This window comes from Variovorax raffinosi (genome assembly GCF_051216615.1).
Classification (GTDB): Bacteria; Pseudomonadota; Gammaproteobacteria; order Burkholderiales; family Burkholderiaceae_C; genus Variovorax.
In genome coordinates, this window is sequence record NZ_JBPJZR010000001.1 from 1,176,206 (window position 1) to 1,200,355 (window position 24,150).

The window sequence follows — 24,150 nt, forward strand, 5'->3', positions numbered from 1 at the left end:
TCGCGCCATGCGCATCCTGCTGGCCGAAGACGAACACACCCTGGGCACCTGGCTCTGCAAGGCGCTGGAGCATGCGGGCATCCAGGTCGAATGGGTGGACGACGGACGCCTGGCCGACCGCGCGCTGCAGCAGCGCGAACACGATGCGCTGGTGCTCGACCTGGGCCTGCCCGGCATGGACGGCCACATGGTGCTGCAACGCCTGCGCGAGCGCGACCAGCGGCTGCCGGCGCTGATTCTCACGGCACGCGATTCGGTGAACGAGCGCGTCGCCTCGCTCAACGCCGGTGCCGACGATTTCCTGGCCAAGCCCTTCGCGCTGGCCGAGCTGGAGGCGCGCCTGCATGCGCTGGTACGCCGCGCGCGCGGTGTCGAACATCCGCGCCTGGCTTGCGGCCCGCTGGTGTACGACGGCGCGCGGCGGCACTTCACGCTGAACGGCGAAGCACTCGCGCTGTCGCCACGCGAGCTGGCGGTGCTGCGCGTGCTGGTGCAGCGCAGTGGCGAGCCGCTGTCGAAGCAGCAGATCCTGGAGCGGGTGTTTTCCGACGACGAAGAAGTGCACCCCGAGGCGGTCGAGGTTTTCGTCTACCGGTTGCGCAAGCGGCTGGACGGCAGCGGCGTGCGCATCGTCACGCTGCGCGGGCTCGGCTATGTGCTGGAAGCCGACTGAGTGAGCGTCTTGCCGCGCCTGCGTGAACGGCTGCGACGCGCGAGCCTGTGGCAGCGGCTTGCGCTGCTGCTGTTCCCTGCCCTGCTGGTGGTGACGGGCCTCGAACTGTGGATGACGCGGCACGACGCACTGGCAGCCGCCAACGCGGCCTACGACCGCTCGCTGCTGGGCGCGCTCAAATCCATCGACGCCAACATCTCGACCGCCTCGGGCGGCCTCTCGGTCGAGCTGCCGTACACGATGTTCGAGTTCTTCGAGCTGACGGCCAGCGGCCAGGTGTTCTTTCGGGTCGCGACCTCCGACGGGCTGGTCGAACTGGGCAGCGCGGACCTGCCCGCACCGCCCGTCGAACTGGCGATGGGCGTGCCGGCCTTCTACGACGCCACCTACTTCGGCGAAGCCGTGCGGCTGGCCGCCTACCGGCGCGACCTCGACCGCGCACCGGCCGGCAGCGCGGGCCGCAGCGTGCTGATCCAGGTGGGCGAGAGCACGCGCTCGCGGCAGGAGTTCAGCGCGCGCTTCGTGCGCAGCGCGGCGCTGCGCGACGGGCTGGTGCTGGCGATGCTGCTGTGCGGCACCGCATTCGCGCTGGCAGCGGCGTTGCGCCCGCTGTCGCGGCTGGCGCGCGAGGTGCAGGCGCGCACGCCCGATGACCTGACGCGCATCGCCGAGGCCGATCTGCCAGCCGAGGTGCGCCCGCTGGTGGCGGCGGTCAACCAGCAGATGTCGCGCACGCAAGACCTGGTGACGCAGCAGCGCCAGTTTTTGGACGATGCATCGCATCAGTTGCGCACGCACCTGACCACGCTGCAGATGCAGGCCGACTACGCCCGGCGCGAACAAGACCCGGCGCAGGTGCAGGTCGCGCTCGATGCGCTGGGCACCGAGATCGGCCGCGCAACGCGCAGCGCGCAGCAACTGCTGGCGCTCGGGCGCAGCGACACGGTGTCCATCGAGCCCGCCGAAACCGATCTTGCGGCGCTGCTGCGCGAAGTGGCGGTCGACCTGCTGCCGCTGGCGCGTGCCAAGCGCATCGACCTGGGCATTCATTCGCCCACGCCGGAATTTCAGGCCGTCGCCGACCGGGGGCTCATGCGCGAGGCATTGAGCAACCTGGTGACGAACGCCATCGCCTACACGCCCATCGAGGGAACGATCACGCTCTTCGCCGCGGGCGATGCGGCCGGCTGGAGCCTCAATGTCGAAGACGACGGGCCCGGCCTGAGCGACGAAGAACGCGCCGCGCTGGGCCAGCGCTTCCGGCGCGGCGCGCGTGCGGGCAAGGGCGGCTTCGGGCTCGGGCTGGCCATTGCGCGGTCCATCGCGCAGCGGCACCAGGGCGAATTGCGGCTCGAATCCCGCGAGGCCGGCACGGGCCTGCATGCGATCATCTGGTGGCCTCGCCCCGCCGCTGCCTGAGCGGCATGCCGCAACACCCATGCAGCCCATCCCCGCCACCCGCCGCCATGCCCTTCGCGTGCTGTCCGCGCTGCTGATGCCGTGCTTCGGCCTGCGCGCAATGGCGGCGGACGATCCCTCGCAAGGCCCCGCCGAATGCGTGATTCCAGCCAAGGCCGGCGGCGGTTTCGCATTGACCTGCGCACTCGCGCGCGATGCATTGCAGGCCGTGCGCCCCGCCCGCCCGCCGCTGGAGCAACGCTATCTGCCGGGTGGCATCGGCGCCGTCGCCTTCGACCGCATCGCCACCGGGCGCCTCGGCGGGCCGGGCACGCTGGTGGCGTTTTCGAGCGGCTCGCTGCTCAACCTCGCGCAAGGCCGCTTCGGTCCGCATCCGCCATCGGCCGTGCGCTGGATCGCCACCCTGGGCACCGACTACGGCGTGATCGCGGTGCACCGCGACTCGCCCTACAAGCGCTTGCAGGACCTGGTCGCTGCGCTGCGGCAGGAGCCGTCGCGCATCGCCTTCGGCGCGGGCGGCACCGTCGGCAGCCAGGACTGGGTGAAGGCCGCGCTGCTGGTGCGCGCCGCGGGGCGCGACCACAAGGCCATGCGCTTCGTGTCCTTCGAGGGCGGCGGCGATGCGCTGGGCGCGATGCAAGGCAAGCACGTCGACGTGTTCCCCGGCGATGCGGCCGAAGCCCTGCAGGCCATCGAAGGCGGCGCGGCGGTGCGCCTGCTGGCCGTGCTGTCCGACAAGCGGCTGGGCGGCGCGCTCACCGGCGTGCCGACCGCGCGCGAGCAAGGCGTGGACCTGGTGTGGCCGACCGTTCGCGGCCTCTACCTGAGCGCGGACGTGCCCGAAGCCGCTGTGCGCGCCTGGACCGCAGCCTTTCGCGAAGCGAGCGCCGCGCCCGGTTATGCCGCGTTGCGCGAGCGGCACGGGCTCTATCCCTTCGACCTGACCGGCCCCGCGCTCGACGACTACGTGCAGGCGCAGATCAAGACCTACCGCCAGCTCGCGGACGAACTGGGCCTTCGGCGCTGGCATCCCTGAACGGAACGCAGGCAAGATCGCGTCCATGACCGAAGACGCCATCACCGAACACTTCATCGACCTTCTGCCCGGCGGCCACTTTCAGGTGGCCGACGACAACACCTTCTTCTTCCACAACGCGGACAACAGGTTTCCCTTTGCCACCATCGTGACGAAGGACAGCGAATTCGACAGCGCCTCGAAGCTGGACCGCCCTGGGGTGTTCCGCCTGAATATCGGCGTGGGCAAGGAGACCTTTCGCGCGCTGTTCGGCGAGCCGGATGCCGCTGCTGGCGTGGACTACGCCGCGTTGGACAAGCTGATGCCGCATCCGGTGTACGCAAAGATGTACTGGGTCTGCGTCATCAATCCGAGTGCGAAGACCTTTGCGGTGGTGAAGCCGCTGATCGTGGAAGCCCGCAGCCTTGCGGTCGCGAGATTCCAGGAACCCCAACTTCGACGCGAATCCGAGGTCTGACTTCAGCTTACGCATTGAAACAAAAAGCATAATGCCCCCGCTCGCGACAGCACTGCCGCGAGCGGCCGGGTCGAGGGAGTACCCGGTCTTCTGTACTCAACCGAAATCAAAAAATGAAGATCAATCACAAGAGCAGCATCGTCGTCCTGTCGGCGCTGCTGATGACAGGCTGCGCCTCCGTCAACATGGCCAGCAAGGAAGAGAGCGACAAGGCCAAGCAATTCAGTGCGCCGGCCGAAGGGAAATCCGGCCTCTATGTTTATCGCAACAGCTTCGTGGGCAAGGCCTTGAAGAAGGACATCTGGGTCAACGGCAAATGCCTGGGCGAGAGTGCATCCGACGTGTTCTTCTACACGCAGGTCGACGGCGGCAAGAAGAACAAGATCGAAACGGAATCGGAGTTCTCGCCCAATTCCATGGAGGTGTTCATGGACGCCGGCAAGAACTACTTCGTGCGGCAGTTCATCAAGATGGGCGCTTTCGTGGGCGGCGCCGACCTGGAGCAGATTCCGGAAGAGCAAGGCAAGGCCGATGTGGCCAAGCTCGGCCTGGCGCAGTCGGGCACCTGCAGCAAGTAAGCAGTGTCCCTGGGGACGTCGCCGTCCCCAGGCACTTTCCACGCCGGCCTTCGCCCAAGGAATGGGCGGCCACCAGGGCGTGCATGAGGTGCGTTGCGACGTCGGCGGCCTCTCAGGCAGCCTTCAGGAACACATCGTGATCCGGCGCGAAGTTCGCATGCAACGGCAACATCGCTCCGCCTAACGCACAAGCCTGTGCACCCGCCCTGCCCCCATGCAACTGCGGGCACCACAGCCCCTCCCAATTGCATTGCGCGAGTGCTTCGCGCGTCTGCTCCAGCAGGGCATGGAGCAATGCGCGCGACATGGAACCGTCCATCACCACGTCGGCCAGATCGAGCACCGCGGTGCTGCTGACGATGGCATGCGCCAGTGCCAGCGAGGCGGAGCCGAGCCAGGCCTGCGTCGCGGCGGCAAACGGCGGTTGCAACGCACGGTCGTCATAGGCGGCCGTCGGGTCCAGTCCTTCGTCCTGCAGCCGCTGCTCCAGCTCCCACAGCGAGGCCTCGGCCATCACCTGCGGCGGCAGTGCGCCATCGGCGCGCGCCGATTGCATCGGCAACGAAGCCAACGCCCCGGCGTTGCTGTGTGCGCCCGTGTGCAGGTGCGAGTTGATGACCAACCCACCGCCGACGAATGTGTCGACGAAGATGTACAGAAAGCTCTTCAGGTCGTGCCCGCGTCCGCCGACCAGTTCGGCCACGCAGGCGGCCACCGTGTCGCGCGCAAAGCTCACCGGCACCTCGGTGCGCGCCCGCACTTCGGCCAGCAGATCCATCTGGTTCCACTCGTCCGACTGCGCTTTGGAAAGACCCAGCGTGCGGTGCCAGCCACCCAGCAGGAACGGCGCAGCCAGGCCCACGCCGACGTTGCGCGCGGCCAGCGAACCAAGCCCGTCGCGCAGCCGGTGGATGTGCTGCGCGATGGCGGGCAGCAGCGCATTTGCATCCGGGAAGTCGTAGCTCATCGCATGGCGCTCTCGCACCTGCGCCGTGAAGTCGATCAGCAGCCATTCGGCGCCGCGCCGCCCGACCTTGATGCCGATGGCAAAGGCACCATCAGGGTTGAGTGCAAGCGGCACGGAAGGCTGCCCGATGCGCCCGCGCACGCGGCTCTGCTTGACGATCAACTGGTCTTCTTCGAGCCGCGCGGTGATGAGCCCGATGGTCTGCGCGCTCAGCCCGGTGAGCCGTGCGAGGTCGGCCTTGGGCAGGCTCGTGTGAACGCGCAGTGCCTGCAGCACCACGCGCTCGTTGAACTGGCGCATGCCGACCTGGTTGGAGCCGCGCGGGCGCAGCAGGTCGGGTGGGCGCGCAGTGGCTTCTGCATCAGGCATGCGCCTCCGCGGGCAACTGGTCGGCGGTCATGGCGCCGGTCATCACGGCCACCGTGTCGCTCATGCTGATCTTCTTGGGGTTGAGCACGGCCGCGCGCTTGCCCAGGCGCGCCACGTGGATGCGGTCGGCCACCTCGAACACATGCGGCATGTTGTGGCTGATGAGCACCACGGGCAGGCCGCGATCGCGCACGCGGCGGATCAGCTCCAGCACCATGTTGCCTTCTTTCACGCCGAGCGCGGCGGTGGGCTCGTCCATGATGACGACGTGCCGCGCGAAGGCCGCGCTGCGCGCCACCGCCACGCACTGGCGCTGCCCGCCCGAAAGCGTTTCGACCGCCTGCGTCATGGACTGGATGCCGACCTTCAGGTCGGACATGCGCGCCATGCTTTCCTGCAGCATCTTCTTCTTGTCGAGCATGCGCAGCACGTTGCCCAGGAAACCGGGGCGGCGCAGTTCGCGGCCCAAGAACAGGTTTTCGTAGATGGTCATGGCGGGTGCCACGGCCAGGTCTTGATAGACCGTCTCGATGCCGGCGCGGCGCGCATCGAGCGGATTGCGAAAGTGCACGGGCGCACCGTCGAGCAGGATCTCACCCTGGTCGGGCACGACCGCGCCCGACAGCGCCTTGATGAGTGACGACTTGCCCGCGCCGTTGTCGCCGATCACCGCGAGAATTTCTCCTTCGCGCAGTTCGAAGTCGACGCCGTCGAGTGCGGTGACTTGTCCGTAGCGCTTCACCAGGCCCTTGGCCTGCATCACGAGTTTGGGGTTGGCGACTGTGTTCATCAGCGAGCCCCCTTGCGCGAGAGTTGATCGGCTGCCACCGCAAGAATCACGAGCACGCCCGTCACCAGCACCTGGTAGATCGACGACACGCCCATCAACGTGAGCCCGTTGCGGAACACACCCACGATCAGCACGCCGATCAACGAGCCCAGCACGATGCCGCGTCCGCCGAACAGGCTGGTGCCGCCGAGCACCACCGCCGTGATGGCGTCCAGGTTTTCGGTCTGGCCCGCATTCGGGTCACCCACGCCGGTGCGCGCCACCGACAGCAGCGAGGCAATGCCGTAGAGCACGCCCGCCGCCACATACACGCCGAGCAGCACGCGCTGCGTCGGAATGCCGACCAGCCGCGTGGCTTCTGCGTTGTTGCCCACTGCGTAGATATGGCGCCCCGCCGCCGTCTCGCGCAGCACGAACCAAGCAAGCGCATAGAGCGCCACCATCAGCACCGAGCCCCACGCCACTTCAGCGCTGCCGATGGCGAAGGTGGTGCCCAGCCCCGTGAGGCCGGTGGGCAGGTCGGTGATGGTCTGCGACGACGAGTACAGCTGCGTGATCGCGAAGGCGATGTTCAGCGTGCCCAGCGTCACGATGAAAGGCGGCAGCTTGATGCGCGTGACCAGCAGGCCGTTGAGCAAACCGAACAGCGTGGTCACGCCGATGCCGCAAAGAATGGCCACCGGCACCGGCATGCCCAGCTCGGTCGCGAACTTGGTCATGATGATCCCGCCCAGCGCCATCACCATGCCGCACGACAGGTCGATGCCGGCCGTGAGGATGATCAGCGTCTGGCCGATGGCGATGACGCCGACCACCATCACCTGCTGCAGGATCAGCGAGAGGTTGCCGCCCGTCAGAAAGCGGTCGGACTGGGTCGCAAAGAAGATGCATGCGCCAAGAAGGGCCAGCCACGGCCCCAGGGCGCCCCACGGAATGTGGTGCGTTGCGGATTTCGCCATCGATGTGTTCTCCCTGGGGCTCTCTGTTCTGTTCGCTGGTTTACTTCTTGCCCCAGCACAGCTCGGCGCCGGTCTTGGTGTCCTTGCTCTCGACGCCCGCCACGCTCTTGCCGGCGATCAGCGTCACGCCGGTGTCGACATAGCCCGTGGCCTTCTTGCCGGTCTTGGCGAACTCGACGCCTGCGGCCACGCCCATGGCTGCCATCTTCAGCGGGTACTGCTGCGAGGTCGCGGCGATGATGCCGGCGTTGGTGTCCTTGATGCCCTGGCAGCCGCCGTCGACCGAGACGATCATCACGCCCTTCTCTTTGCCCGCGCGCTTCAGTGCGTTGTAGGCACCGGCCGCGGCGGGTTCGTTGATGGTGTAGACGAGGTTCACGTCGGGCGCCTTCTGCAGGCAGTTTTCCATCACTGTCTGGGCCTTGGCCTGGTCGCCGTAGCTGTCGGCCATGCAGACGATTTCTGGCGCCTTCGACAACTCGTTCGACTTGGCCTCGTTCGCCGGCAGGCCGAAGCCCTTCATGAAACCGTTGTGGCGTTGCGCGCCCACCGGGTGGCCCGGCAGCAGGTCGAGCGCGACGATCTTGGGCGTCTTGCCGGCCATCGCGGCCTTGGCGTATTCGCCGATCAGCACGCCGGCGGTGTAGTTGTTGGTGGCGAAGAGCGCATCGGTCGCGTCCGGTGGATCGGCCGGGCTGTCGAGTGCGATCACCATGATGCCCTTGTCGCGCGCCTTCTTGATGGCGGGCACGATGGCCTTGGCATCGCTCGGCGTGATGAGGATGGTCTTGGCGCCGGCCGCGATCATGTTTTCCATCGCAGTGATCTGGCCCGCGTTGTCGCCGTCGGCCTTGCCCGCACCCGACAGCAGCTTGGCGCCGAGCTTCTTGGCTTCTTCCTGCGCGCCCTCTTTCATCTTCACGAAGAAGGGATTGGTCTCGGTCTTGGTGACCAGGCCGATGATGGGCTGGTCGGCCGCGAAGGCGGCGGATGCGGCCAAGGACATGGCCGCCATGGCCAGGATGGAACGGGAGCTGAACATGGTTTGTCTCCGTAGGCAGGCGGCCATGCGCCTGCGGTCTGTTGAACCGGATGCGTGCCCTGCAAGAAGGCGCGGCATCCGAACGCAGGAGGACTATCGGTCAGCGAGGCGACTAAATCAAGCGGCTTTAGTTATCGGAAACCCGGAGGTCGTACGGGCCACATTGCCAATCCGAATCACCTTTCGGATCAGCGCGAGAAGCGCTGATCGACGATGGCGCCGGATGCTTTGCCTGGCAAGAGCCCGTATGAAAACAGGCGGCGCATCACATCGGTTGAATTGGCCATATCGATGGCGTCAGAACAAAGTTCGCCCTCTTCCACCCGATGCAAGACAACCGATGTACATGGGCCTCACACCGGCATTTAACCTTTGCGAAACGGTCTTGCGCATTGTCCGAATCCCGACAGAATGGTCTGACCAATTCGGTAATTGCCATTTGCAACGAGAGGAACGGCGGGTGATCGGTGAGCTGACCGGAATACTTAGAAGCCAGCCCGAAATAGCACTCTTCCTCGTGCTCGCCATCGGCTATGCAGTGGGCCAGATCCGCTTCGGCCCGATCCAGCTCGGCGGCATCTGCGGCACGCTGATTGCCGCGCTCGTTGTCGGCCAGCTGGGCATCACGCTCGACGACAGCGTGAAGAACGTGTTCTTCATGCTGTTCATCTTCGCGCTCGGCTACGCAGGCGGCCCGCAGTTCTTTGCCAACCTCGATGCCAAGGGCTTGCGGCTCGGCTTGCTGTGCCTGGTCGAAGTTGTCGTGGTGCTCGCGCTGGTGCTGGGCGCCACGCTCCTGCTGTCTCTCGACCAGGGCACGGCCGCAGGTTTGATGGCCGGGGCCGCGACCGAATCGGCGGTGGTGGGCACGGCGACTGATGCCATCTCCAAGCTCGCCCTGCCGCTCGCGGACATCCAGCAGTTGCAGGCCAATGTGGTCACGGCTTATTCGATCACCTACGTGTTCGGACTGATCGCGATCGTGGTTGCCACGAGCCAGATTTTTCCGCTGCTGCTGCGTGTCGATCTGCGCGCCGAAGCCGACAAGCTCTGGAAGACGATGGGCGGTGGCGGCGACGACCCCGACGCTGCAAGTGCCACGCCCGAAATGGTCGGCCGCGTGTTCAAGGTCACGGTGGGCCAGGGCCGCACAGTCGGCGAACTGACGGCCATCTTCGGCGGGCAGGCCCACATCGAGCGCGTGATGCGACGTGGCCAGAGCCTGACCGTCGAACCCACGCTGCGACTGCAGGCCTTCGACCAGGTGCTGGCCATCGGGCGCCGCGCCGCGCTGGTCAACGTGGCCGAGTTGCTGGGCCGCGAGTTCGCGGACACCACGGCCTTCGATGCGGTGGTGGAGACCACAGAGGTCGTGGTCAACCAGCGCGAATGGTTCGGCCGCGAACTGCGCGCGCTCGATGCGGCCTTGCCGCCCGCCGTGCAGATCGTGGGGCTGGCACGCGACGGCCATGTCATGCCGCTGCTGCACGACGTGAAGCTGCAGCGCGGCGACGTGCTCAAGCTCTATGCACCCGTGGCGGACATGAACAAGGCGCTGCCGCTGGTCGGCGACCGCGTGGTGGTTTCCACGCGCAGCAACATCAGCTTCGCGGCCATGGGCATCCTGCTCGGCGTGTTCATCGGTGGCTTCAGCGTCAAGCTCGGCGGCATTCCGTTCTCGCTCGGCACCGGCGGCGGCGCGCTGCTCACCGGGCTGGCCTTCGGCTGGTACCAGGCGAAGAACCCGCATCGCCTGAGCGTGCCGCCCGATGCGCTCGCGCTGATGAAAGACCTGGGCTTGGCAACTTTCATCGCCTGCGTCGGCCTGGCCTCGGGGCCGCAGGCGCTGACGTTGATCAAGAAGTTCGGCATCGCGCTGCCGCTGGTCGGCGTGGCCGTTGCGGTGGTGCCGGCAACCATTTCGCTGTTCGTCGGCCACCGGCTGCTCAAGCTCGAAGCGCCCGTGCTGCTCGGCGCCATTGCCGGCCAGCAATGCAGCACGCCCGCGCTGAGTGCCGTGCAGAACGCTGCCGGCAATGCCACGCCGCTGCTGGGCTACACGATCACCTATGCCATCTCGAACGTGGTGCTGCCCTTGATGGGCCCGTTGATCGTGGCCCTGGCGGGGGTGGTGCATGCGGCGAAGTGAGGTATTGGTATTGGCTCCTTCCCCTTCCGGGGGAAGGCTGGGATGGGGGCAAGCGGCGCTTGTGCAACACGGCTGCGTCCGAGCGATGGCCGTCGTGCCCCCACCCCAACCCTCCCCCGAAAGGGGAGGAAGAAACACAGGAACCTGAAAGGACTTGACCCATGGAATGGCTGCATGAACTCTTCAAGAAGTCGCCGGAGATGGCGCTCTTTCTCTCGCTGGCGGTCGGCTACTGGATAGGCAAGATCAAGTTCGGCAAGTTCCAGCTCGGCGGCGTGGCGGGCTCGCTGCTGGTGGCCGTCATCGTGAGCCAGGTGGGTGTGCAGATCGACGGCGGCGTGAAGGCGGTGCTGTTCGCGCTGTTCATCTACGCGGTGGGCTTCGAGAGCGGGCCGCAGTTCTTCAGCTCGCTCGGCAGGCAGTCGGTGAAAGAGATCATCCTGGCGGCGGTGATGGCGGCCACGGGTCTTGCGACGGTGGTGATCATGGCCAAGCTGTTCGGGCTCGACAAAGGCCTGGCCGCAGGCGTGGCAGCCGGTGGCCTCACGCAGTCGGCCATCATCGGCACGGCCAGCGATGCCATCGGCAAGCTCGGGCTCGCGGCGGCCGAGACGGCGCGGCTGCAGAGCAACGTGGCCATCGGCTATGCGGTGACCTACGTGTTCGGCTCCTTCGGCGCCATCATCGTGTGCGTCAACATCCTACCCAAGCTGATGGGCCGCACCATCCGCGACGACGCCATCGCCGCCGAAACGGCCATGCAGGCCGGCGTGAAGGTGCTGGGCCCTGACCAGGAAGAAGCGGCGCCCTCGCTGGTCGGCCGCATCTACGAGTTGACGAGCGAACCAAAGCGCACGGTGGCCGACATCGAGAACGCGAATCCGGCGACCACCATCACCATCGAGCGGGTGAAGCGCGGCGGCAAGTTCATCGAGGTCAGCCCCGAACTGATGCTGCACCAAGGCGACATCGTGCTCGCGGTCGGCCGGCGCGATGCGGTGGTGAGCAGCGCCCCGCTATTGGGCAAGGAGGTCTACGCAGTCGACGGCATGGAACTCACCCTGCAAAAGCGCGAGATCGTGCTGACCAACAAGCAGTTCGACGGCAAGACGGTCGACGAGATCCGCAAGGCCACCGCCGGCGGCGTGCGCCACGGCATCTTCGTGACGGAGTTGAGCCGCATGGGCAAGGTGCTGCCGATGCAGCCCGACACCGTGGTGCAGACCGGCGACCTGGTGTCGATCTTCGGCGCCGAGCAGGATGTGAAGCGCGTGGCCGCCATCGTCGGCGACGTGATCGTGCCCAGCGCCAAGACCGACTTCGTGTACCTCGGTGCGGGCCTGGTGGTGGGGCTGCTGGTCGGCCTGTTGAGCGTGAAGGTCGGCAACATTCCGCTGACGCTGGGTGCCGGTGGCGGCGCGCTGCTGTCGGGCCTGCTGTTCGGCTGGTACCGCGCCAAGCGCCAGACCTTCGGCGCACTGCCGCCGAGCGCGGTGCAGTTGCTGAAAGACCTGGGCCTTGCGGGCTTCGTGGTGGTGGTGGGCCTGTCTTCGGGCCTGCAAGCGGTGGAGACGATCAAGCAATTGGGCCTGACCATCTTCGGCGTGGGCGTGGTCGTGACCATCGTGCCGATGCTGCTGACCATGCTGTTCGGCCGCTACGTGCTGCGCTACAGCAACACGGCCATCTTCGCGGGCGCATTGAGCGGCTCGCGCAGCGCCAACCCGGCCTTCGGCGAAGTGCTCGACAAGGCGGAGAACACCACGCCCACCGTGCCGTTTGCCATCACCTATGCGCTGGCGAACGTGTTCCTTACCTTGCTCGGCCCGCTGATCGTGGCGCTCGTCTGAGCGCGGCACGCGGCCACCTTTTTTCTTCTTTCGTTTTCTCTCAACCAGGAGCTTTGCAATGGATTTCAGCGACGTGAAAAAACTCGGTGGCCTGAGCCCCTTCGAACTGAAGGATGCCCTGATCCAGGTCGCCAAGCAGAGCGACCGCCTCATGCTCAATGCGGGGCGCGGCAACCCGAACTTTCTGGCGACCACGCCGCGCCACGGCTTCTTCCAGTTCGGACTGTTCGCGATGACCGAGAGCGAGCGCTCGTTCATCTACATGGAAGGCGTGGGCGGCTTTCCGCAGCGCGAAGGCATTGAGTCGCGCTTCGAGATTTTTGCCAAGTCGCACGCGGGCGAACCGGGCACGCGCTTCATCGAGGCAGCGGTTTCGTATGTGCGCGACCAACTCGGCCTGTCGGCCGGCGACTTCATCTACGAGATGTGCGAGGCCATCCTCGGCTGCAACTACCCGGTGCCCGACCGCATGCTGCGCCTGTCCGAGATCATCGTGGGCCAGTACATCCACAAGGAGATGATCGGCACGCACCCGTTCGTGGGCAAGTTCGACATGTACGCGGTCGAGGGCGGTACCGCCGCCATGACCTACCTGTTCAACAGCCTGCGCGAAAACCACCTGCTGCAACCCGGCGACACCATCGCGCTGGGCATGCCGATCTTCACGCCGTACATCGAGATTCCGCACCTCAACGACTACCAGCTGATCGAGGCGCTGATCGACGCACCGCCCGAGAACAACTGGCAGTTCACCAAGAAGGAGCTGCAGAAGCTGCTCGACCCGAAGGTCAAGGCCTTCTTCCTGTGCAACCCGAGCAACCCGCCCTCGGTGAAGATCAACGACGAGGTGCTGGGCTACATCGCCGACATCGTGAAGCAGCGGCCCGACCTCATCATCCTCACCGATGACGTGTACGGCACCTTCGCGGACAACTTCCGCTCGCTGTTCGCGATCTGTCCGCACAACACCATCCTGGTGTATTCGTTCTCCAAGTACTTCGGCGCCACCGGTTGGCGCATGGGCGTGGTGGCCACGCACGAGGACAACATCCTCGACCGCCAGATCGCGGCGCTGTCCGAAGCCAAGCTGGGGGAACTCGACGCGCGCTACAGCTCCATCACCACCGAGCCGCGCAAGCTGAAGTTCATCGACCGGCTGGTGGCCGACAGCCGCACCGTGGCGCTCAACCACACGGCCGGGCTCTCGACGCCGGTGCAGGCGCAAATGGTGATGTTCTCGCTGTTCTGCCTGATGGACGAACCGGACGCGTACAAGAAGTCGATGAAGCACATCGTGCTGCGCCGCAAGGAGGCGCTGTACCGCGAGCTGGGCCTGCCGCTGGAGCTCGACCCGAACTCGGTGAGCTACTACCACCTGCTCGACCTGCAGGACATCGCCACGCAGATGCATGGCGAGCGTTTTGGCAAATGGATCGTGACCAAGCTGCAGCCGAACGAGGCACTGTTCCGCATCGCCGAAGAAACCAGCATCGTGCTGCTGCCGGGCCGCGGCTTCGGCGGCAAGCACGCGTCGGGCCGCGTGTCGCTGGCCAACCTGAACGAATACGACTACGCGAACATCGGGCGCTCGCTGCGCAAGCTGGCGTCGGAGTACTTTGCGGTGTTCGAGAAGGAGAACGGGGGTGGGCGCACGGCCAAGGGCGGCGGTGCAGCCAAGAGCAAGAAGCCAGGCAAGGCCGGGAAGAAATAGATCTGTACGCCGGGGCAACCGCCTGCGGTCAGCCCCGGCTTTCGCGCTCCTGCCTGTCCAGCGTCACCACCCGCCAGGCGCACAGGCTACCCACCACCGCGAGCAGCGCCGCCAGCGCAAACATCGTCCGGTAGCCGAACTCCTGCGCCACAGCCCCGCCGAGCAGCACACCCAGCACCCCGCCGAAGCCATAGCCGATCACAGTGAACAGCGCCTGCCCTCGCCCGCGCAACTGGCCGGGGAAGCGGCGCGACACGACGGCGATGCAGGTCGTATGGTGCGCCGCGAAGCTCAATGCGTGAAGCCACTGGGCCACGATCAGCGCAGCGATGAAGCCGCCCAGCCCGGCCGTGAGGCCCAGCCGCGCGACGGCGGCAACGCCGCACAGCAGCATCCAGCGCGGCATCGGCAGCAGGCCGATGAGGCGGCCCTGCAGGAAGAACCAGACGATCTCCGCCACCACCGACAGCGCCCACAGCAAGCCGATGGTGCTCTTGCTGTACCCGATCGAGTCGAGGTAGAGCGAGAAGAAGGCGTACACCGAGAAGTGCGACATCACCTGGAAGAACAGGGCCGCGAAAAACCACCGCACCACCGGGTTGCGCATCACCGGTCCGATGGGCATCTTGACGGCATCGTGCGCCGCCGGCGGCTCGCGCAGGTCGGGCAGCTTCATCGTCGCGACCAGCACGATGGCCAATGTGCCGGCGGCCCAGAACGGAAAGTGCTTCATGCCGAAGCGCTCGAACCATTCGCCCGCGACGAACACCGTGACCAAAAAACCGGCCGAGCCGCACAGCCGGATGCGCCCGTAGCGGCCCCAGTCGCCGGCCACCAGTTGCGCCATGGCCGCTTCGGTGAGCGACATCATCGAGCTGGTGTGGGTGAACATCACGAGCAGCACCAGTGCGAGCCACCATGCACCGCCGTGCCACCACAGGCCGAAGGAGCTGGCCAGCGCCACCGCCGCGCTGAAGCGCAGCAGCTTCACGCGCTGCCCGGTGTGGTCGCTCAGCGCGCCCCAGGCATAGGGCGCGAACACCCGCGTGATCGACTGCATCGAAGCCAGCAGGCTGATGGTGAAGATCGGCATCCCCAGGTCCTTGAGCCACAACGGCAGGTAGGGATTGAAGAAACCGATGTGCGCGAAATAGCTGGCCGACAGGCCAGCGAATGCCAGCAGATGACCGCGCCCGGCGGCCACGGACGCCGGCGCGGACACTACAGGAAGGACGCTTGTGGCGACGTGGCTTCGGTCTTCTCGCCGCCGGCTGGCGACGGGTCGCCGCACTGCGCGCGGTTGCGCAGCACGTGTTCGATGACCACCAGCGCCAGCATGGCCTCGGCGATGGGCGTGGCACGGATGCCGACGCACGGATCGTGGCGGCCCTTGGTGACCACCTCGACCGGGTTGTTGTGGATGTCGATGGACTGGCGCGGGCTGATGATCGAGCTGGTGGGCTTGATCGCGATGCTTACCTCGAGGTCTTGCCCCGAGCTGATGCCGCCCAGGATGCCGCCGGCGTTGTTGGTGACGAAGCCGGTCGGCGTGATCGAGTCGCCGTGCGTGGTGCCGCGCTGCGTGACGCTGTCCCAGCCGGCGCCGATCTCGACCGCCTTCACTGCGTTGATGCCCATCATCGCGTAGGCGATTTCGGCGTCGAGCTTGTCGAACAGCGGCTCGCCCAGGCCCACGGGCACGTTCGTCGCGGTGACGCGGATGCGCGCGCCGCACGAATCGCCGGCCTTGCGCAGGCGGTCCATGTAGGCCTCGAGTTCGCTCACATCGGCGATGGGGGCGAAGAAGGGGTTGTTGGGCACGTGGTCCCAGCTCTCGAAGGGAATGGTGACCTCGCCGATCTGGGTCATGCAGCCGCGAAACACCATGCCGTATTTTTCGGCCAGCCATTTCTTGGCGACCGCGCCGGCCGCCACCATGGGCGCCGTGAGGCGGGCCGAAGAACGGCCGCCGCCGCGTGGATCGCGGATGCCGTATTTCTTCCAGTAGGTGAAGTCGGCGTGGCCGGGGCGGAACTGCTGGGCGATCTGCCCGTAGTCCTTGCTGCGCTGGTCGGTGTTCTGGATCAGCAGCGCGATGGGGGTGCCGGTGGTCTTGCCCTCGTACACGCCGGACAGGATCTGCACCGCATCGGGCTCCTGGCGCTGGGTGACGTGGCGGCTGGTGCCGGGGCGCCGGCGGTCCAGGTCGCCCTGGATGTCGGCCTCGCTCAGGGCCATGCCCGGGGGGCAGCCGTCGATGACGCAGCCGATGGCCGGGCCATGCGACTCGCCGAAATTGGTGACTGCGAAGAGTGTTCCGAAGGTGTTGCCGCTCATGGCGGGATTATCCCCACAAAGCGGCGGCCACTCAGTCCGTCGTGTTTTCCATGCGCCGGGTGAGCGTGCCCAGTTGCAGCTCGATGGAGAACAGCCGCTCGTTCAGCACGGCCGTCTGCAGCCGGATCGCCTCGATGATGGCCTTGGTCTGCGGGTCGGTGGTTTTCTCGGACAGCTCCGCCAGGTCGTGCAGCTTCTTGCGCAGTTCGTTGCTCATGGAAGGCTCCGGTGATCTATCGCGTCGTGGGAGCCCCAGTATGGGGTTTCGTCAGCGCTCCGGCAATGCGGTGGCACCCGGTGCCACGGGCGCCGCCTCCCCGCTGGCGCCGGTCCCGCGCAGGCGGACGGCCACCAGCCCTCCCACGAACAGCAGCACCGCCGCGCAGATGCCGGCGGTGAGGCGCAGGCCGTGCATCAAGGCGCCACGGGCCGTGTCGAGCAGTTCCGTGCCCGCACCGCCGCCGAGCTGCCCCGCCAGCGCGACCGCACCGCCGAGCGTGCTGCGCGCCGCCTCGATTTCGGCCGTGCCGGCCAGCCCCGCCGGAATGGCGTCGGCCATGGTGCCGCGGTAGATGGCCGCGCCGATGCTGCCGAGGATCGCGATGCCCAGCGCACCACCGAATTCGGAACTGGTCTCGGAGATCGCCGAGGCCACGCCCGCCCGCTCCGGCGGCGCGCTGCCCACCACGAGGTCGGTGGCCAGCGTGAACACCGGCGCCAGGCCGAGCGAGGAAATGACCGCGCTCGTCACCATCCACGCCAGCCCGTCCTGCGCCGGGAGCACGACGAGCATGCCGAAGCCCAGCGCCGCCACCGCCAGCCCGCCGCCCATCACGAAGGCCGGGCGCATGCGCCGCGCCAGTGCCGGCACGACCATCGAGCCGACGATGAAGCCCCCCGCGCTGGGCATGCTCCACAGGCCGGCATGCAGCGGCGACAGGCCGAGCACCAGCTGCAGGTACTGGGCGTTGTAGAGAAAGATGCCGAACATCACGAAGCAGGCCAGCATGTAGGCGCCGAGCGAAACGCTGAAGGCCGGCAGGCTGAACAGCCGCAGGTCGATCATCGGGTTCGGCAGCCGCTTCTGCCTGCGGATGAACACCCAGCCGAGCACCGCGCCCACCGCGATCGACAGCAGCGACACCACATCGGGCCCATGTTCCGCCGTCTGCTTGATGCCGTAGATGACGGTCAGCACCGCAGCCAGCGACAGCGCCACGCTGAGCAGGTCGAGCCGCGCCGCGTCGGGGTCGCGGTACTCGGGCAGCAGCATCGGGCCGAGCACCAGCAGCAGCACCATCACCGGCACGCCGATCAGGAACACCGAGCCCCATGGAAAGAACTGCAGCAGCACGCCGCCGATCACCGGGCCGATGACGGCACCCGCCGAAAAGCTGGAGATCCACACGCCGATGGCCACGGTGCGCTGCGCCGGGTCGAGAAACATGTTGCGGATCAGCGAGAGCGTGGACGGCGCCAGCGTCGCCCCCGCCACGCCGAGCAGCGCGCGGGTGGCGATGAGCATGTTGGCGTTGGTGGAAAACGCCGCCAGCATCGAGGCCACGCCGAAAGCCGCCGCGCCGATCAGCAGCAGGCGGCGCCGGCCGATGCGGTCGCCCAGCGTGCCCATGGTGACCAGCAGGCCGGCCACGAAGAAGCCGTAGATGTCGACGATCCACAGCAGTTGCGAGGCCGTGGGTTTCAGCTCTTCGCTGATCGCCGGAATCGCGAGGTTCAGGACCGTGAGGTCCATCGAATAGAGCATGCACGGCAGCGCGATGACGGCCAGGCCGGTCCATTCGCGCGCGGTGGCGCGGGCGGGAGGCGATGCAGCAGCCTTGGCAACGTTCATCGACCTCCCTCGCTGGGCGCGAACGACTTGACCGGCCGCACCTCGATGCTGCTGAAGCGCGCCGATGGAATGCCGGCCGCGAGCTGCAGCGCTTCTTCTTCGCTGTCGGCCTCGACCAGATAGAAGCCGCCGAGCTGCTCGCTGATTTCGGCGAAGGGGCCGTCGGTGACCGACAGTTGGTTGCGGCGCATGCGCACGGTGGTCGCCGTGTTGGCGCTCTGCAATGCTTCGGATACGACGAGCTTGCCGCGCTCGTGCAACTGCGCGTCGTAGTCGATGTGTTCGTTGATGTACATGTCCATTTCTGCAGGCGAGAGGTGGCTCGTCTGGTCTTCGGTTCCGTAGATCAGGCAAAGGTATCTCATGCGGCATTCCCCTCTGTATTTCCCATGATTTCGATGGGCCGGACTTCGATGGCGCCGTAGCGCGCCATCGGGATGTGGCCGGCGATCTGGATCGCTGCGTTCAGGTCGCGGGCCTCGATCAGGATGAAGCCGCCGAGCTGCTCGCGCGCCTCCGCGTACGGGCCGTCGACATGCGAGCGCTTGCCGTTTCGCACCTGCACGACCTTCGCGGACTTGACCGACCCCAGCGCTTCGGCGGCAATGAAGTGCCCGCTCTTTTCAAGCTCGCGGTCGTAAGCCATGGATTGTTCGTTCAGCGCCCTGAGTTCGTCGGGCGGCATCGTGCGGAACACCGCTTCGTCGCAATGAACGAGGCAGAGGTATTTCATGCGGACTCTCCTTGCAGATTGAATGTGGACACCAGTGGTCGATTGGCAATCGCCGGAATCGACAAGTCAGCGCGGCGGGCGTAGAAAAAATTTCTAGGCCGGCAACGACGCGAGTTGCCGCTCCAGGAATTGCCGCTCGGGCAGTTGGCGGGCCAGCGACAGGGCGCGCCCGTAGGCGGCGCGCGCGTCGTCGATGTGGCCGAGGCGGCGGCACAGTTCGGCACGCGCGCCATGCGCCAGGTGGTAGCCGGCGAGTTCGCCGCGCGCGAGCAGCGCGTCGATCAGCGCCAGCCCGGCCGCCGGGCCGTCGCGCATGGCGATGGCGGCTGCGCGGTTCAGCTCGGCCACGGGCGATGGGTCGAGCCGCAGCAGCACGTCGTAAAGCCCGACGATCTGCGGCCAGTCGGTGGCATCGGGGCTACCGGCTTCGGCATGCACGGCGGCAATGGCGGCCTGCAGCGTGTAGGGGCCGAAGCGGCGGGACAGCAGTGCGCGCTCGACCAGCGCCGCGCCCTCCTCGATCTGGCCGCGATGCCAGAGACTGCGGTCTTGCGCATCGAGCAGCACGATGTCGCCTTCGGGTGAAGTGCGCGCGGCGCGGCGCGAGTCGTGCAGCAGCATCAGAGCGAGCAGGCCCAGCGCTTCGGGGTCGGGCAGCAGGTCGACCAGCAGGCGGCCCAGACGGATCGCTTCCACCGACAGGTCGGCGCGCGTGAGGCTGTCGCCCGACGAGGCCGCGTAGCCCTCGTTGAACACGAGGTAGACCACGCGCAGCACCGCATCGAGCCGCTCGGGCAACTCGGCCAGCGCGGGCACCTGGTACGGGATGCGGGCATCGCGGATGCGTGCCTTGGCGCGCACGATGCGCTGCGCGACGGTGGGCGCCGGCACGAGAAAAGCGCGAGCGATTTCCTCGGTGGCCAGGCCGCAGACCTCGCGCAGCGTGAGCGCAACCTGTGCATCGGGCGCGAGTGCCGGGTGGCAGCAAGTGAAGACCAGGCGCAGGCGATCGTCTTCCAGGTCTTCGGTGTCGTCGTCCCATGCGGGTGCGGGGTCGGCCAGCGCGGCCGTGTGCTCGGCCGCGTCGTCCCAGGCCGTGAAGCGCGCCTGCCGCCGGATGCCGTCGATGGACTTGAAGCGCCCGGCCGACACCAGCCAGGCGCGCGGGTTCGCGGGCACGCCGTCGCGCGGCCATTGCTCCAGCGCACTGCGAAAGGCGTCGTGCAGCGCTTCTTCGGCCAGATCGAAATCGCCGAGCAGGCGCACCAGCGTGGCGAAGATGCGGCGCGACTCGGCGCGGTAGATCGCATCGACGGTGTCAGCGACAGATGACGTCATGCAGCCCCGTTGCCTTGGCCGAGCCAGCCTTCGAGCTTGACGAGGGCACCGGTCCAGCCGTGGTTGTGCGCGTCGCGCGCGGCCGCGTCGAAGAACTGCTCGTGCATCAGCACCAGCTCGCAGCCTTCGGCGTCAGGCTCGATCCGCACCGTGACGCGCGACTCGCGCTCCGGCGTGCTGCGCCAGGCCCAACTGAAGACCAGCTTGCGGTTGGGCACAAGCTCCAGGTAGATGCCGCTCACGTCATGCGTTTCGCCATCGGCCGCGCGCATGACCACGCGAAAGCGCCCGCCGACGCGCAGGTCGACTTCGGCCAGCGGCACCGAGACGATTTCATCGGGGCCGAACCAGAGCTTCAGCGCTTGCGGGTCGGTCCACGCGCGCCAGACCTTGTCGGGCGAGACGCGGTAGTGCCGGCGGAGGGTGAGCGAGGGGCGCTCTTGTTCGGCTCCTCTGTGGGCAGGGTTCGCCATTCGGTCTCCTCTTGGTGATAGAGAAAGCGCGCCAGCGCATCGAGGCGGCCGGTCCAGAATTTCTCGTAGCGCGACAACCACACGGCGGCCTCCTGCATGGGCCGCGCCGACAGTTCGCAGCGCACGACGCGGCCCTCTTTCGTGCGCGAAATGAGTCCCGCGTCTTCGAGCACGCGCAGATGCTTCATGAAGCCGGTGAGCGACATGCCATGCGGCTGGGCCAGCTCGGTCACGCTGAGGCTGCGCTCGCCCAGGGTTTCGAGCACCGTGCGGCGCGTGGAGTCGGAGAGCGCGGCGAAGACGGCGTCGAGGGAGGCCACATCGGCCGGGGCTTCTGGGTGAACCATGCGGTTGAGTATCTGGAGGCGAGGTGGAGGCGTCAAGCGATCTCGGGAACGCTTTATGCGTGCTGCAACGCAGCACACAACCACCACCTGAAAAGGAGCCGCCCATGCTGGACCGTACCGCCACACAGTTCTCCCACGTGAAGCCCGGCGACACCGAATTCGTCTCAGGCGGCCTGCGCGACTTTTTCCTGTACCGCGATCTCGGGATTGCGGAGGCCACCAACGGCAAGGTCATCGCGCATCTGGTCAAGGCCAACATGGCACCGGAAACGGGCACCGGCTGGCACCGCCACGAGGCGGACTTCCAGATCGTGATCATGATCAAGGGCTGGGCGCGCTTCATGTACGAGGACAAGGAAACGCTGGTCGAGGCCGGCGATGTGGTGCACCAGCGGCCGGGCATCCGGCACTTCCTGTTCGACTACTCGCCCGACATGGAGTACCTGGAGATCGTCTCGCCGGCGGACTTCAAGAGCATCGACGTCGAGCCGGTGTGCGAGATTCCGCCGCCGACGCCCTGGAAGTGATTCAGGGGCTCCAGGCGCACATCCGGCCACACGGACAAATCGAAATCTGTCTTCCACCTGACTTGTAAGGTAAAGATGAAGCGCTGTCTCTGAAGCCAGACAGCGCGTCGGCAGGCACTTCAAATAAGAGCGATTCGCAGTCAGAATTTCCGCCAGTGGTGCTTTTGTTTGCACTGCATGACCGGGCGCCGTCGCCCGTGCCCCCTTCCGGAAAGCCTGCTCCATGACCCGCCCCTACCGCCCGATGCGCCGCCGCACGCCCGTTGCCCTGGCCCTCGTCGGCTTCTTTTCCTCATTGCCCGCCGCATTTGCACAGCAGGCCGTGCAGCCCACGGCGCCCAGCGCGGCATCGGCGCCCTCGCCCGCTGCCGGCACCTCGGTGCCGGGCACGCTGCGTGAAGTGCAGGTCCAGGGAGCGCAAGACAAATCCAGCTTCGGCGCCAACCCATCGTCGCTGAGCCGCCTGCCCGCGGACCTGCGCGATGCGCCGCAATCCATCACCGTCATCAACCAGGCCGTGATGCAGTCGCAGGGTGCGACCTCGCTGGCCAGTGCGTTGCGCAACGTGCCCGGCCTCACGATCGGCGGCGCAGAAGGCGGCCAGATCGGCACCAACATCAACCTCAACGGTTTCTCGGCACGTACCGACATCTTTCTCGATGGCGCACGCGACCGCGCCCAGTACTACCGCGACACCTTCGCACTCGAATCGGTCGAAGTGCTCATGGGCCCGTCGTCGATGCTGTTCGGCCGGGGCTCCACCGGCGGCGTGATCAACCAGGTCACCAAGAAGCCGTCGCTCACGCCCGCCGGCGAGGTCTCGGTGTCGGCCAGCACGACCGGCCTTGTACGCTCGACCGTCGACATCAACCGGCCGATGTCAGACACCTCGGCCTTCCGCATCGCGGCGATGGGCCAGCAAGGCGATGCGAGCACGCGCGACCAGACCAAGCTGAAAGACTTCGGCCTCGACGCCTCGGTCAAGTTCGGCATCAACACGCCGACGCAGGTCACGCTCTCGGCGCTTGTGCAGCACAACCGCGACATGCCCGACTACGGCGTCTCGCCGCTCAACGGCCGTCCGGTGAAGGTCGATCGCGACACGGCCTACGGCTTCAACGACGACCGCACGATCTCCGACATCCAGGCCTACAGCGCCGTGGTGCTGCACAAGCTCACGCCCGACACCTCGATCCGCAACCAGACCCAGTACAACGACGTCACCACCGACGCACGCGAGACCGCGCCGCAAAGCATCGGCACGCTGTCGGCCAAGGGCGTGTTCACGCCCTTCTCCACCGGCACCACCGCCGTGCCGGCCGCCGCGTTCAGCACGCTGCCGCTTCAAAGCCTGTGGGTGCGCCAGCAAAGCCATGACCGCACGATCCACGACAAGTCGCTCTTCAACCTGACCGAACTCAACACCAAGTTCGAGACGGGTTCCATCAAGCACACGCTGCTGGTGGGCCTGGAACTGGGCCACGACACCTACAGCAACCAGGCCTACTACCGCAACGGCACCTGCGGCGGCGTGGCGCTGAACCCGGCGGGCGGCACCAGCGGTTATGCGGCCTGCACGCCGCTGCTCTCGCCGTTCCAGAGCAACACGCCGATCACCGCGCCGTCGCTGCCCGGCAACCTGGCCACGGCCAGCGCCAACACGGTGGCCGGCTACTTCAACGACACGCTGGAGCTGAGCCCGCAGTGGAAGCTGGTCGGCGGCCTGCGGCAGGACCACTACAGCGCGAACATCCAGAACACGATTTCGACCGCGACCACGCTCGCAAGCGAAAGCCAGACCGTCAACTTCACCAGCGTGCGTGCCGGCGCCATCTGGCAGCCGACACCCGAGCAGTCGTACTACGTGTCGTACAGCACCTCGTTCAACCCTTCGCTCGAACAACTGGTCGCCACCACCGGCAGCACGCAACCGCTGCCGCCGCAGAAGAACAAGGCCTACGAGTTCGGCGGCAAGTGGGACATGAACGACGGCAACCTCTCGCTGACGGCGGCCGCGTTCCAGATCACGCAGACCAACGCGCGCTCGCAGAACAGCGACGGCACCTACAGCGCCACCGGCACCGTGCGCGTGAACGGCGCACGCGCAGGCATCGCGGGCCGCGTGACCGACAAGCTGCAACTGTTCGGCGCCTACACGCACCTGGACGCCTCCATCATCGAAGGCATCGCGCCCGGCACGCTCGGCAAGACGCCCGCCAACACGCCGAAGGACGCGGCCAGCCTGTGGGCCACGTATGCCATCACGCCCGAGTGGGAAATCGGCGGCGGCACCACCTACAGCGCGAAGCGTTTCGCCAACAATACCGACCTGGTTCAGGTCGGCGGCTATGCGCGGCTGGACGCGATGGTGGCTTACCATCAGCCCAAGTACGACATCCGCCTGAACGTGTTCAACCTGGCCAACCGCCATTACTACGACGCGCTGATTCCATCGGATGGCGGTCGCGCGGTACCGGGTTCGGGCCGCGCCGCCACAGTGTCGTTCACCTACCACCTCTGAGCCTGCGGGCGGGAAGATCGAT

At 66.8% G+C, this 24,150-nt stretch carries 23 protein-coding genes; 10 read left to right on the plus strand and 13 right to left on the minus strand.

Features of this window, described 5'->3' with window-relative positions; genetic code table 11:
- Positions 1 to 7 precede the first annotated feature (7 nt).
- From ACSFB7_RS05580 to ACSFB7_RS05600, 5 genes are all read left to right on the plus strand, one after another.
- A complete protein-coding gene (locus tag ACSFB7_RS05580; RefSeq protein ID WP_435467837.1) occupies positions 8 to 673 on the plus strand; it encodes a response regulator in 666 nt (221 codons plus the stop codon).
- A complete protein-coding gene (locus ACSFB7_RS05585; RefSeq protein ID WP_435467839.1) occupies positions 674 to 2,092 on the plus strand; it encodes a sensor histidine kinase in 1,419 nt (472 codons plus the stop codon).
- 19 nt (positions 2,093 to 2,111) lie between these two features.
- Positions 2,112 to 3,128: a Bug family tripartite tricarboxylate transporter substrate binding protein gene (locus tag ACSFB7_RS05590; RefSeq protein WP_435467841.1), complete on the plus strand. Its 1,017-nt coding sequence runs from the start codon at positions 2,112 to 2,114 to the stop codon at positions 3,126 to 3,128.
- Positions 3,129 to 3,153: 25 nt separating this feature from the next.
- Positions 3,154 to 3,585 carry a DUF6194 family protein gene (locus ACSFB7_RS05595; protein ID WP_435467843.1) on the plus strand — a complete coding sequence of 144 codons (432 nt, stop codon included), beginning with the start codon at positions 3,154 to 3,156 and terminating at the stop codon, positions 3,583 to 3,585.
- A 113-nt stretch (positions 3,586 to 3,698) separates the two neighbouring features.
- Positions 3,699 to 4,163 (plus strand): DUF2846 domain-containing protein, encoded by a 465-nt coding sequence (locus tag ACSFB7_RS05600; protein ID WP_435467845.1) that lies wholly within the window; start codon positions 3,699 to 3,701, stop codon positions 4,161 to 4,163.
- Positions 4,164 to 4,275: 112 nt separating this feature from the next.
- Here ACSFB7_RS05600 and ACSFB7_RS05605 read toward each other — a convergent pair whose 3' ends face one another.
- Genes ACSFB7_RS05605 through ACSFB7_RS05620 form a run of 4 tightly spaced genes read right to left on the minus strand, consistent with a single transcriptional unit; the run spans position 4,276 to position 8,290 of the window.
- Positions 4,276 to 5,499: an ROK family transcriptional regulator gene (locus ACSFB7_RS05605; protein ID WP_435467847.1), complete on the minus strand. Its 1,224-nt coding sequence runs from the start codon at positions 5,497 to 5,499 to the stop codon at positions 4,276 to 4,278.
- Positions 5,492 to 6,289 (minus strand): ATP-binding cassette domain-containing protein, encoded by a 798-nt coding sequence (locus ACSFB7_RS05610; RefSeq protein ID WP_435467848.1) that lies wholly within the window; start codon positions 6,287 to 6,289, stop codon positions 5,492 to 5,494. The genes ACSFB7_RS05605 and ACSFB7_RS05610 overlap by 8 nt, the downstream gene beginning before the upstream one ends.
- Complete coding sequence (locus ACSFB7_RS05615) at positions 6,289 to 7,248, minus strand: ABC transporter permease (RefSeq protein ID WP_435467850.1); 960 nt, start codon at positions 7,246 to 7,248, stop codon at positions 6,289 to 6,291. The genes ACSFB7_RS05610 and ACSFB7_RS05615 overlap by 1 nt, the downstream gene beginning before the upstream one ends.
- A 40-nt stretch (positions 7,249 to 7,288) precedes the next feature.
- Positions 7,289 to 8,290, minus strand: a complete 1,002-nt coding sequence (locus ACSFB7_RS05620; protein WP_435467852.1) for a sugar ABC transporter substrate-binding protein — start codon at positions 8,288 to 8,290, stop codon at positions 7,289 to 7,291.
- Between the two features lie 460 nt (positions 8,291 to 8,750).
- Between ACSFB7_RS05620 and aspT (ACSFB7_RS05625) the strand changes: the two genes are divergently transcribed.
- From aspT (ACSFB7_RS05625) to ACSFB7_RS05635, 3 genes are all read left to right on the plus strand, one after another.
- Positions 8,751 to 10,439 (plus strand): aspartate-alanine antiporter, encoded by a 1,689-nt coding sequence (aspT, locus tag ACSFB7_RS05625; RefSeq protein WP_435467854.1) that lies wholly within the window; start codon positions 8,751 to 8,753, stop codon positions 10,437 to 10,439.
- Between the two features lie 161 nt (positions 10,440 to 10,600).
- The gene (aspT, locus tag ACSFB7_RS05630; RefSeq protein ID WP_435467856.1) at positions 10,601 to 12,289 is read left to right on the plus strand and encodes an aspartate-alanine antiporter; all 1,689 of its coding nucleotides are present in this window, start codon (positions 10,601 to 10,603) and stop codon (positions 12,287 to 12,289) included.
- A 58-nt stretch (positions 12,290 to 12,347) separates the two neighbouring features.
- Positions 12,348 to 14,000 carry a bifunctional aspartate transaminase/aspartate 4-decarboxylase gene (locus ACSFB7_RS05635; RefSeq protein ID WP_435467858.1) on the plus strand — a complete coding sequence of 551 codons (1,653 nt, stop codon included), beginning with the start codon at positions 12,348 to 12,350 and terminating at the stop codon, positions 13,998 to 14,000.
- A gap of 28 nt (positions 14,001 to 14,028) precedes the next feature.
- Here ACSFB7_RS05635 and ACSFB7_RS05640 read toward each other — a convergent pair whose 3' ends face one another.
- The 9 genes from ACSFB7_RS05640 to ACSFB7_RS05680 all read right to left on the minus strand — a co-directional run bounded on the left by ACSFB7_RS05640 (position 14,029) and on the right by ACSFB7_RS05680 (position 21,080).
- Entirely contained in the window at positions 14,029 to 15,204 is a 1,176-nt protein-coding gene (locus ACSFB7_RS05640; protein WP_435467860.1) for an MFS transporter, read from the minus strand.
- A gap of 17 nt (positions 15,205 to 15,221) precedes the next feature.
- Positions 15,222 to 16,337, minus strand: a complete 1,116-nt coding sequence (aroC, locus tag ACSFB7_RS05645) for a chorismate synthase (protein WP_435467862.1) — start codon at positions 16,335 to 16,337, stop codon at positions 15,222 to 15,224.
- A gap of 31 nt (positions 16,338 to 16,368) precedes the next feature.
- The gene (locus ACSFB7_RS05650) at positions 16,369 to 16,554 is read right to left on the minus strand and encodes a hypothetical protein (protein WP_187109138.1); all 186 of its coding nucleotides are present in this window, start codon (positions 16,552 to 16,554) and stop codon (positions 16,369 to 16,371) included.
- Positions 16,555 to 16,605: 51 nt separating this feature from the next.
- Positions 16,606 to 18,189, minus strand: coding sequence for an MFS transporter (locus ACSFB7_RS05655; protein ID WP_435467864.1), 1,584 nt, complete (start codon positions 18,187 to 18,189; stop codon positions 16,606 to 16,608).
- Positions 18,186 to 18,554, minus strand: a complete 369-nt coding sequence (locus tag ACSFB7_RS05660; protein WP_435467866.1) for a YciI family protein — start codon at positions 18,552 to 18,554, stop codon at positions 18,186 to 18,188. Before ACSFB7_RS05660 ends, ACSFB7_RS05655 begins: the two co-directional genes overlap by 4 nt.
- Entirely contained in the window at positions 18,551 to 18,922 is a 372-nt protein-coding gene (locus ACSFB7_RS05665; protein ID WP_435467868.1) for a YciI family protein, read from the minus strand. Before ACSFB7_RS05665 ends, ACSFB7_RS05660 begins: the two co-directional genes overlap by 4 nt.
- Before the next feature lie 93 nt (positions 18,923 to 19,015).
- Positions 19,016 to 20,260, minus strand: coding sequence for an RNA polymerase sigma factor (locus ACSFB7_RS05670; protein WP_435467870.1), 1,245 nt, complete (start codon positions 20,258 to 20,260; stop codon positions 19,016 to 19,018).
- Positions 20,257 to 20,733, minus strand: coding sequence for an SRPBCC family protein (locus tag ACSFB7_RS05675; protein ID WP_435467872.1), 477 nt, complete (start codon positions 20,731 to 20,733; stop codon positions 20,257 to 20,259). The genes ACSFB7_RS05670 and ACSFB7_RS05675 overlap by 4 nt, the downstream gene beginning before the upstream one ends.
- The gene (locus tag ACSFB7_RS05680; protein ID WP_435467874.1) at positions 20,616 to 21,080 is read right to left on the minus strand and encodes an ArsR/SmtB family transcription factor; all 465 of its coding nucleotides are present in this window, start codon (positions 21,078 to 21,080) and stop codon (positions 20,616 to 20,618) included. Before ACSFB7_RS05680 ends, ACSFB7_RS05675 begins: the two co-directional genes overlap by 118 nt.
- 104 nt (positions 21,081 to 21,184) lie before the next feature.
- On the opposite strand from ACSFB7_RS05680, the gene ACSFB7_RS05685 reads away from it, so the two are divergent.
- A complete protein-coding gene (locus ACSFB7_RS05685; protein WP_435467876.1) occupies positions 21,185 to 21,607 on the plus strand; it encodes a cupin domain-containing protein in 423 nt (140 codons plus the stop codon).
- A 223-nt stretch (positions 21,608 to 21,830) separates the two neighbouring features.
- Entirely contained in the window at positions 21,831 to 24,128 is a 2,298-nt protein-coding gene (locus tag ACSFB7_RS05690; protein ID WP_435467878.1) for a TonB-dependent receptor, read from the plus strand.
- Positions 24,129 to 24,150: the final 22 nt, after the last annotated feature.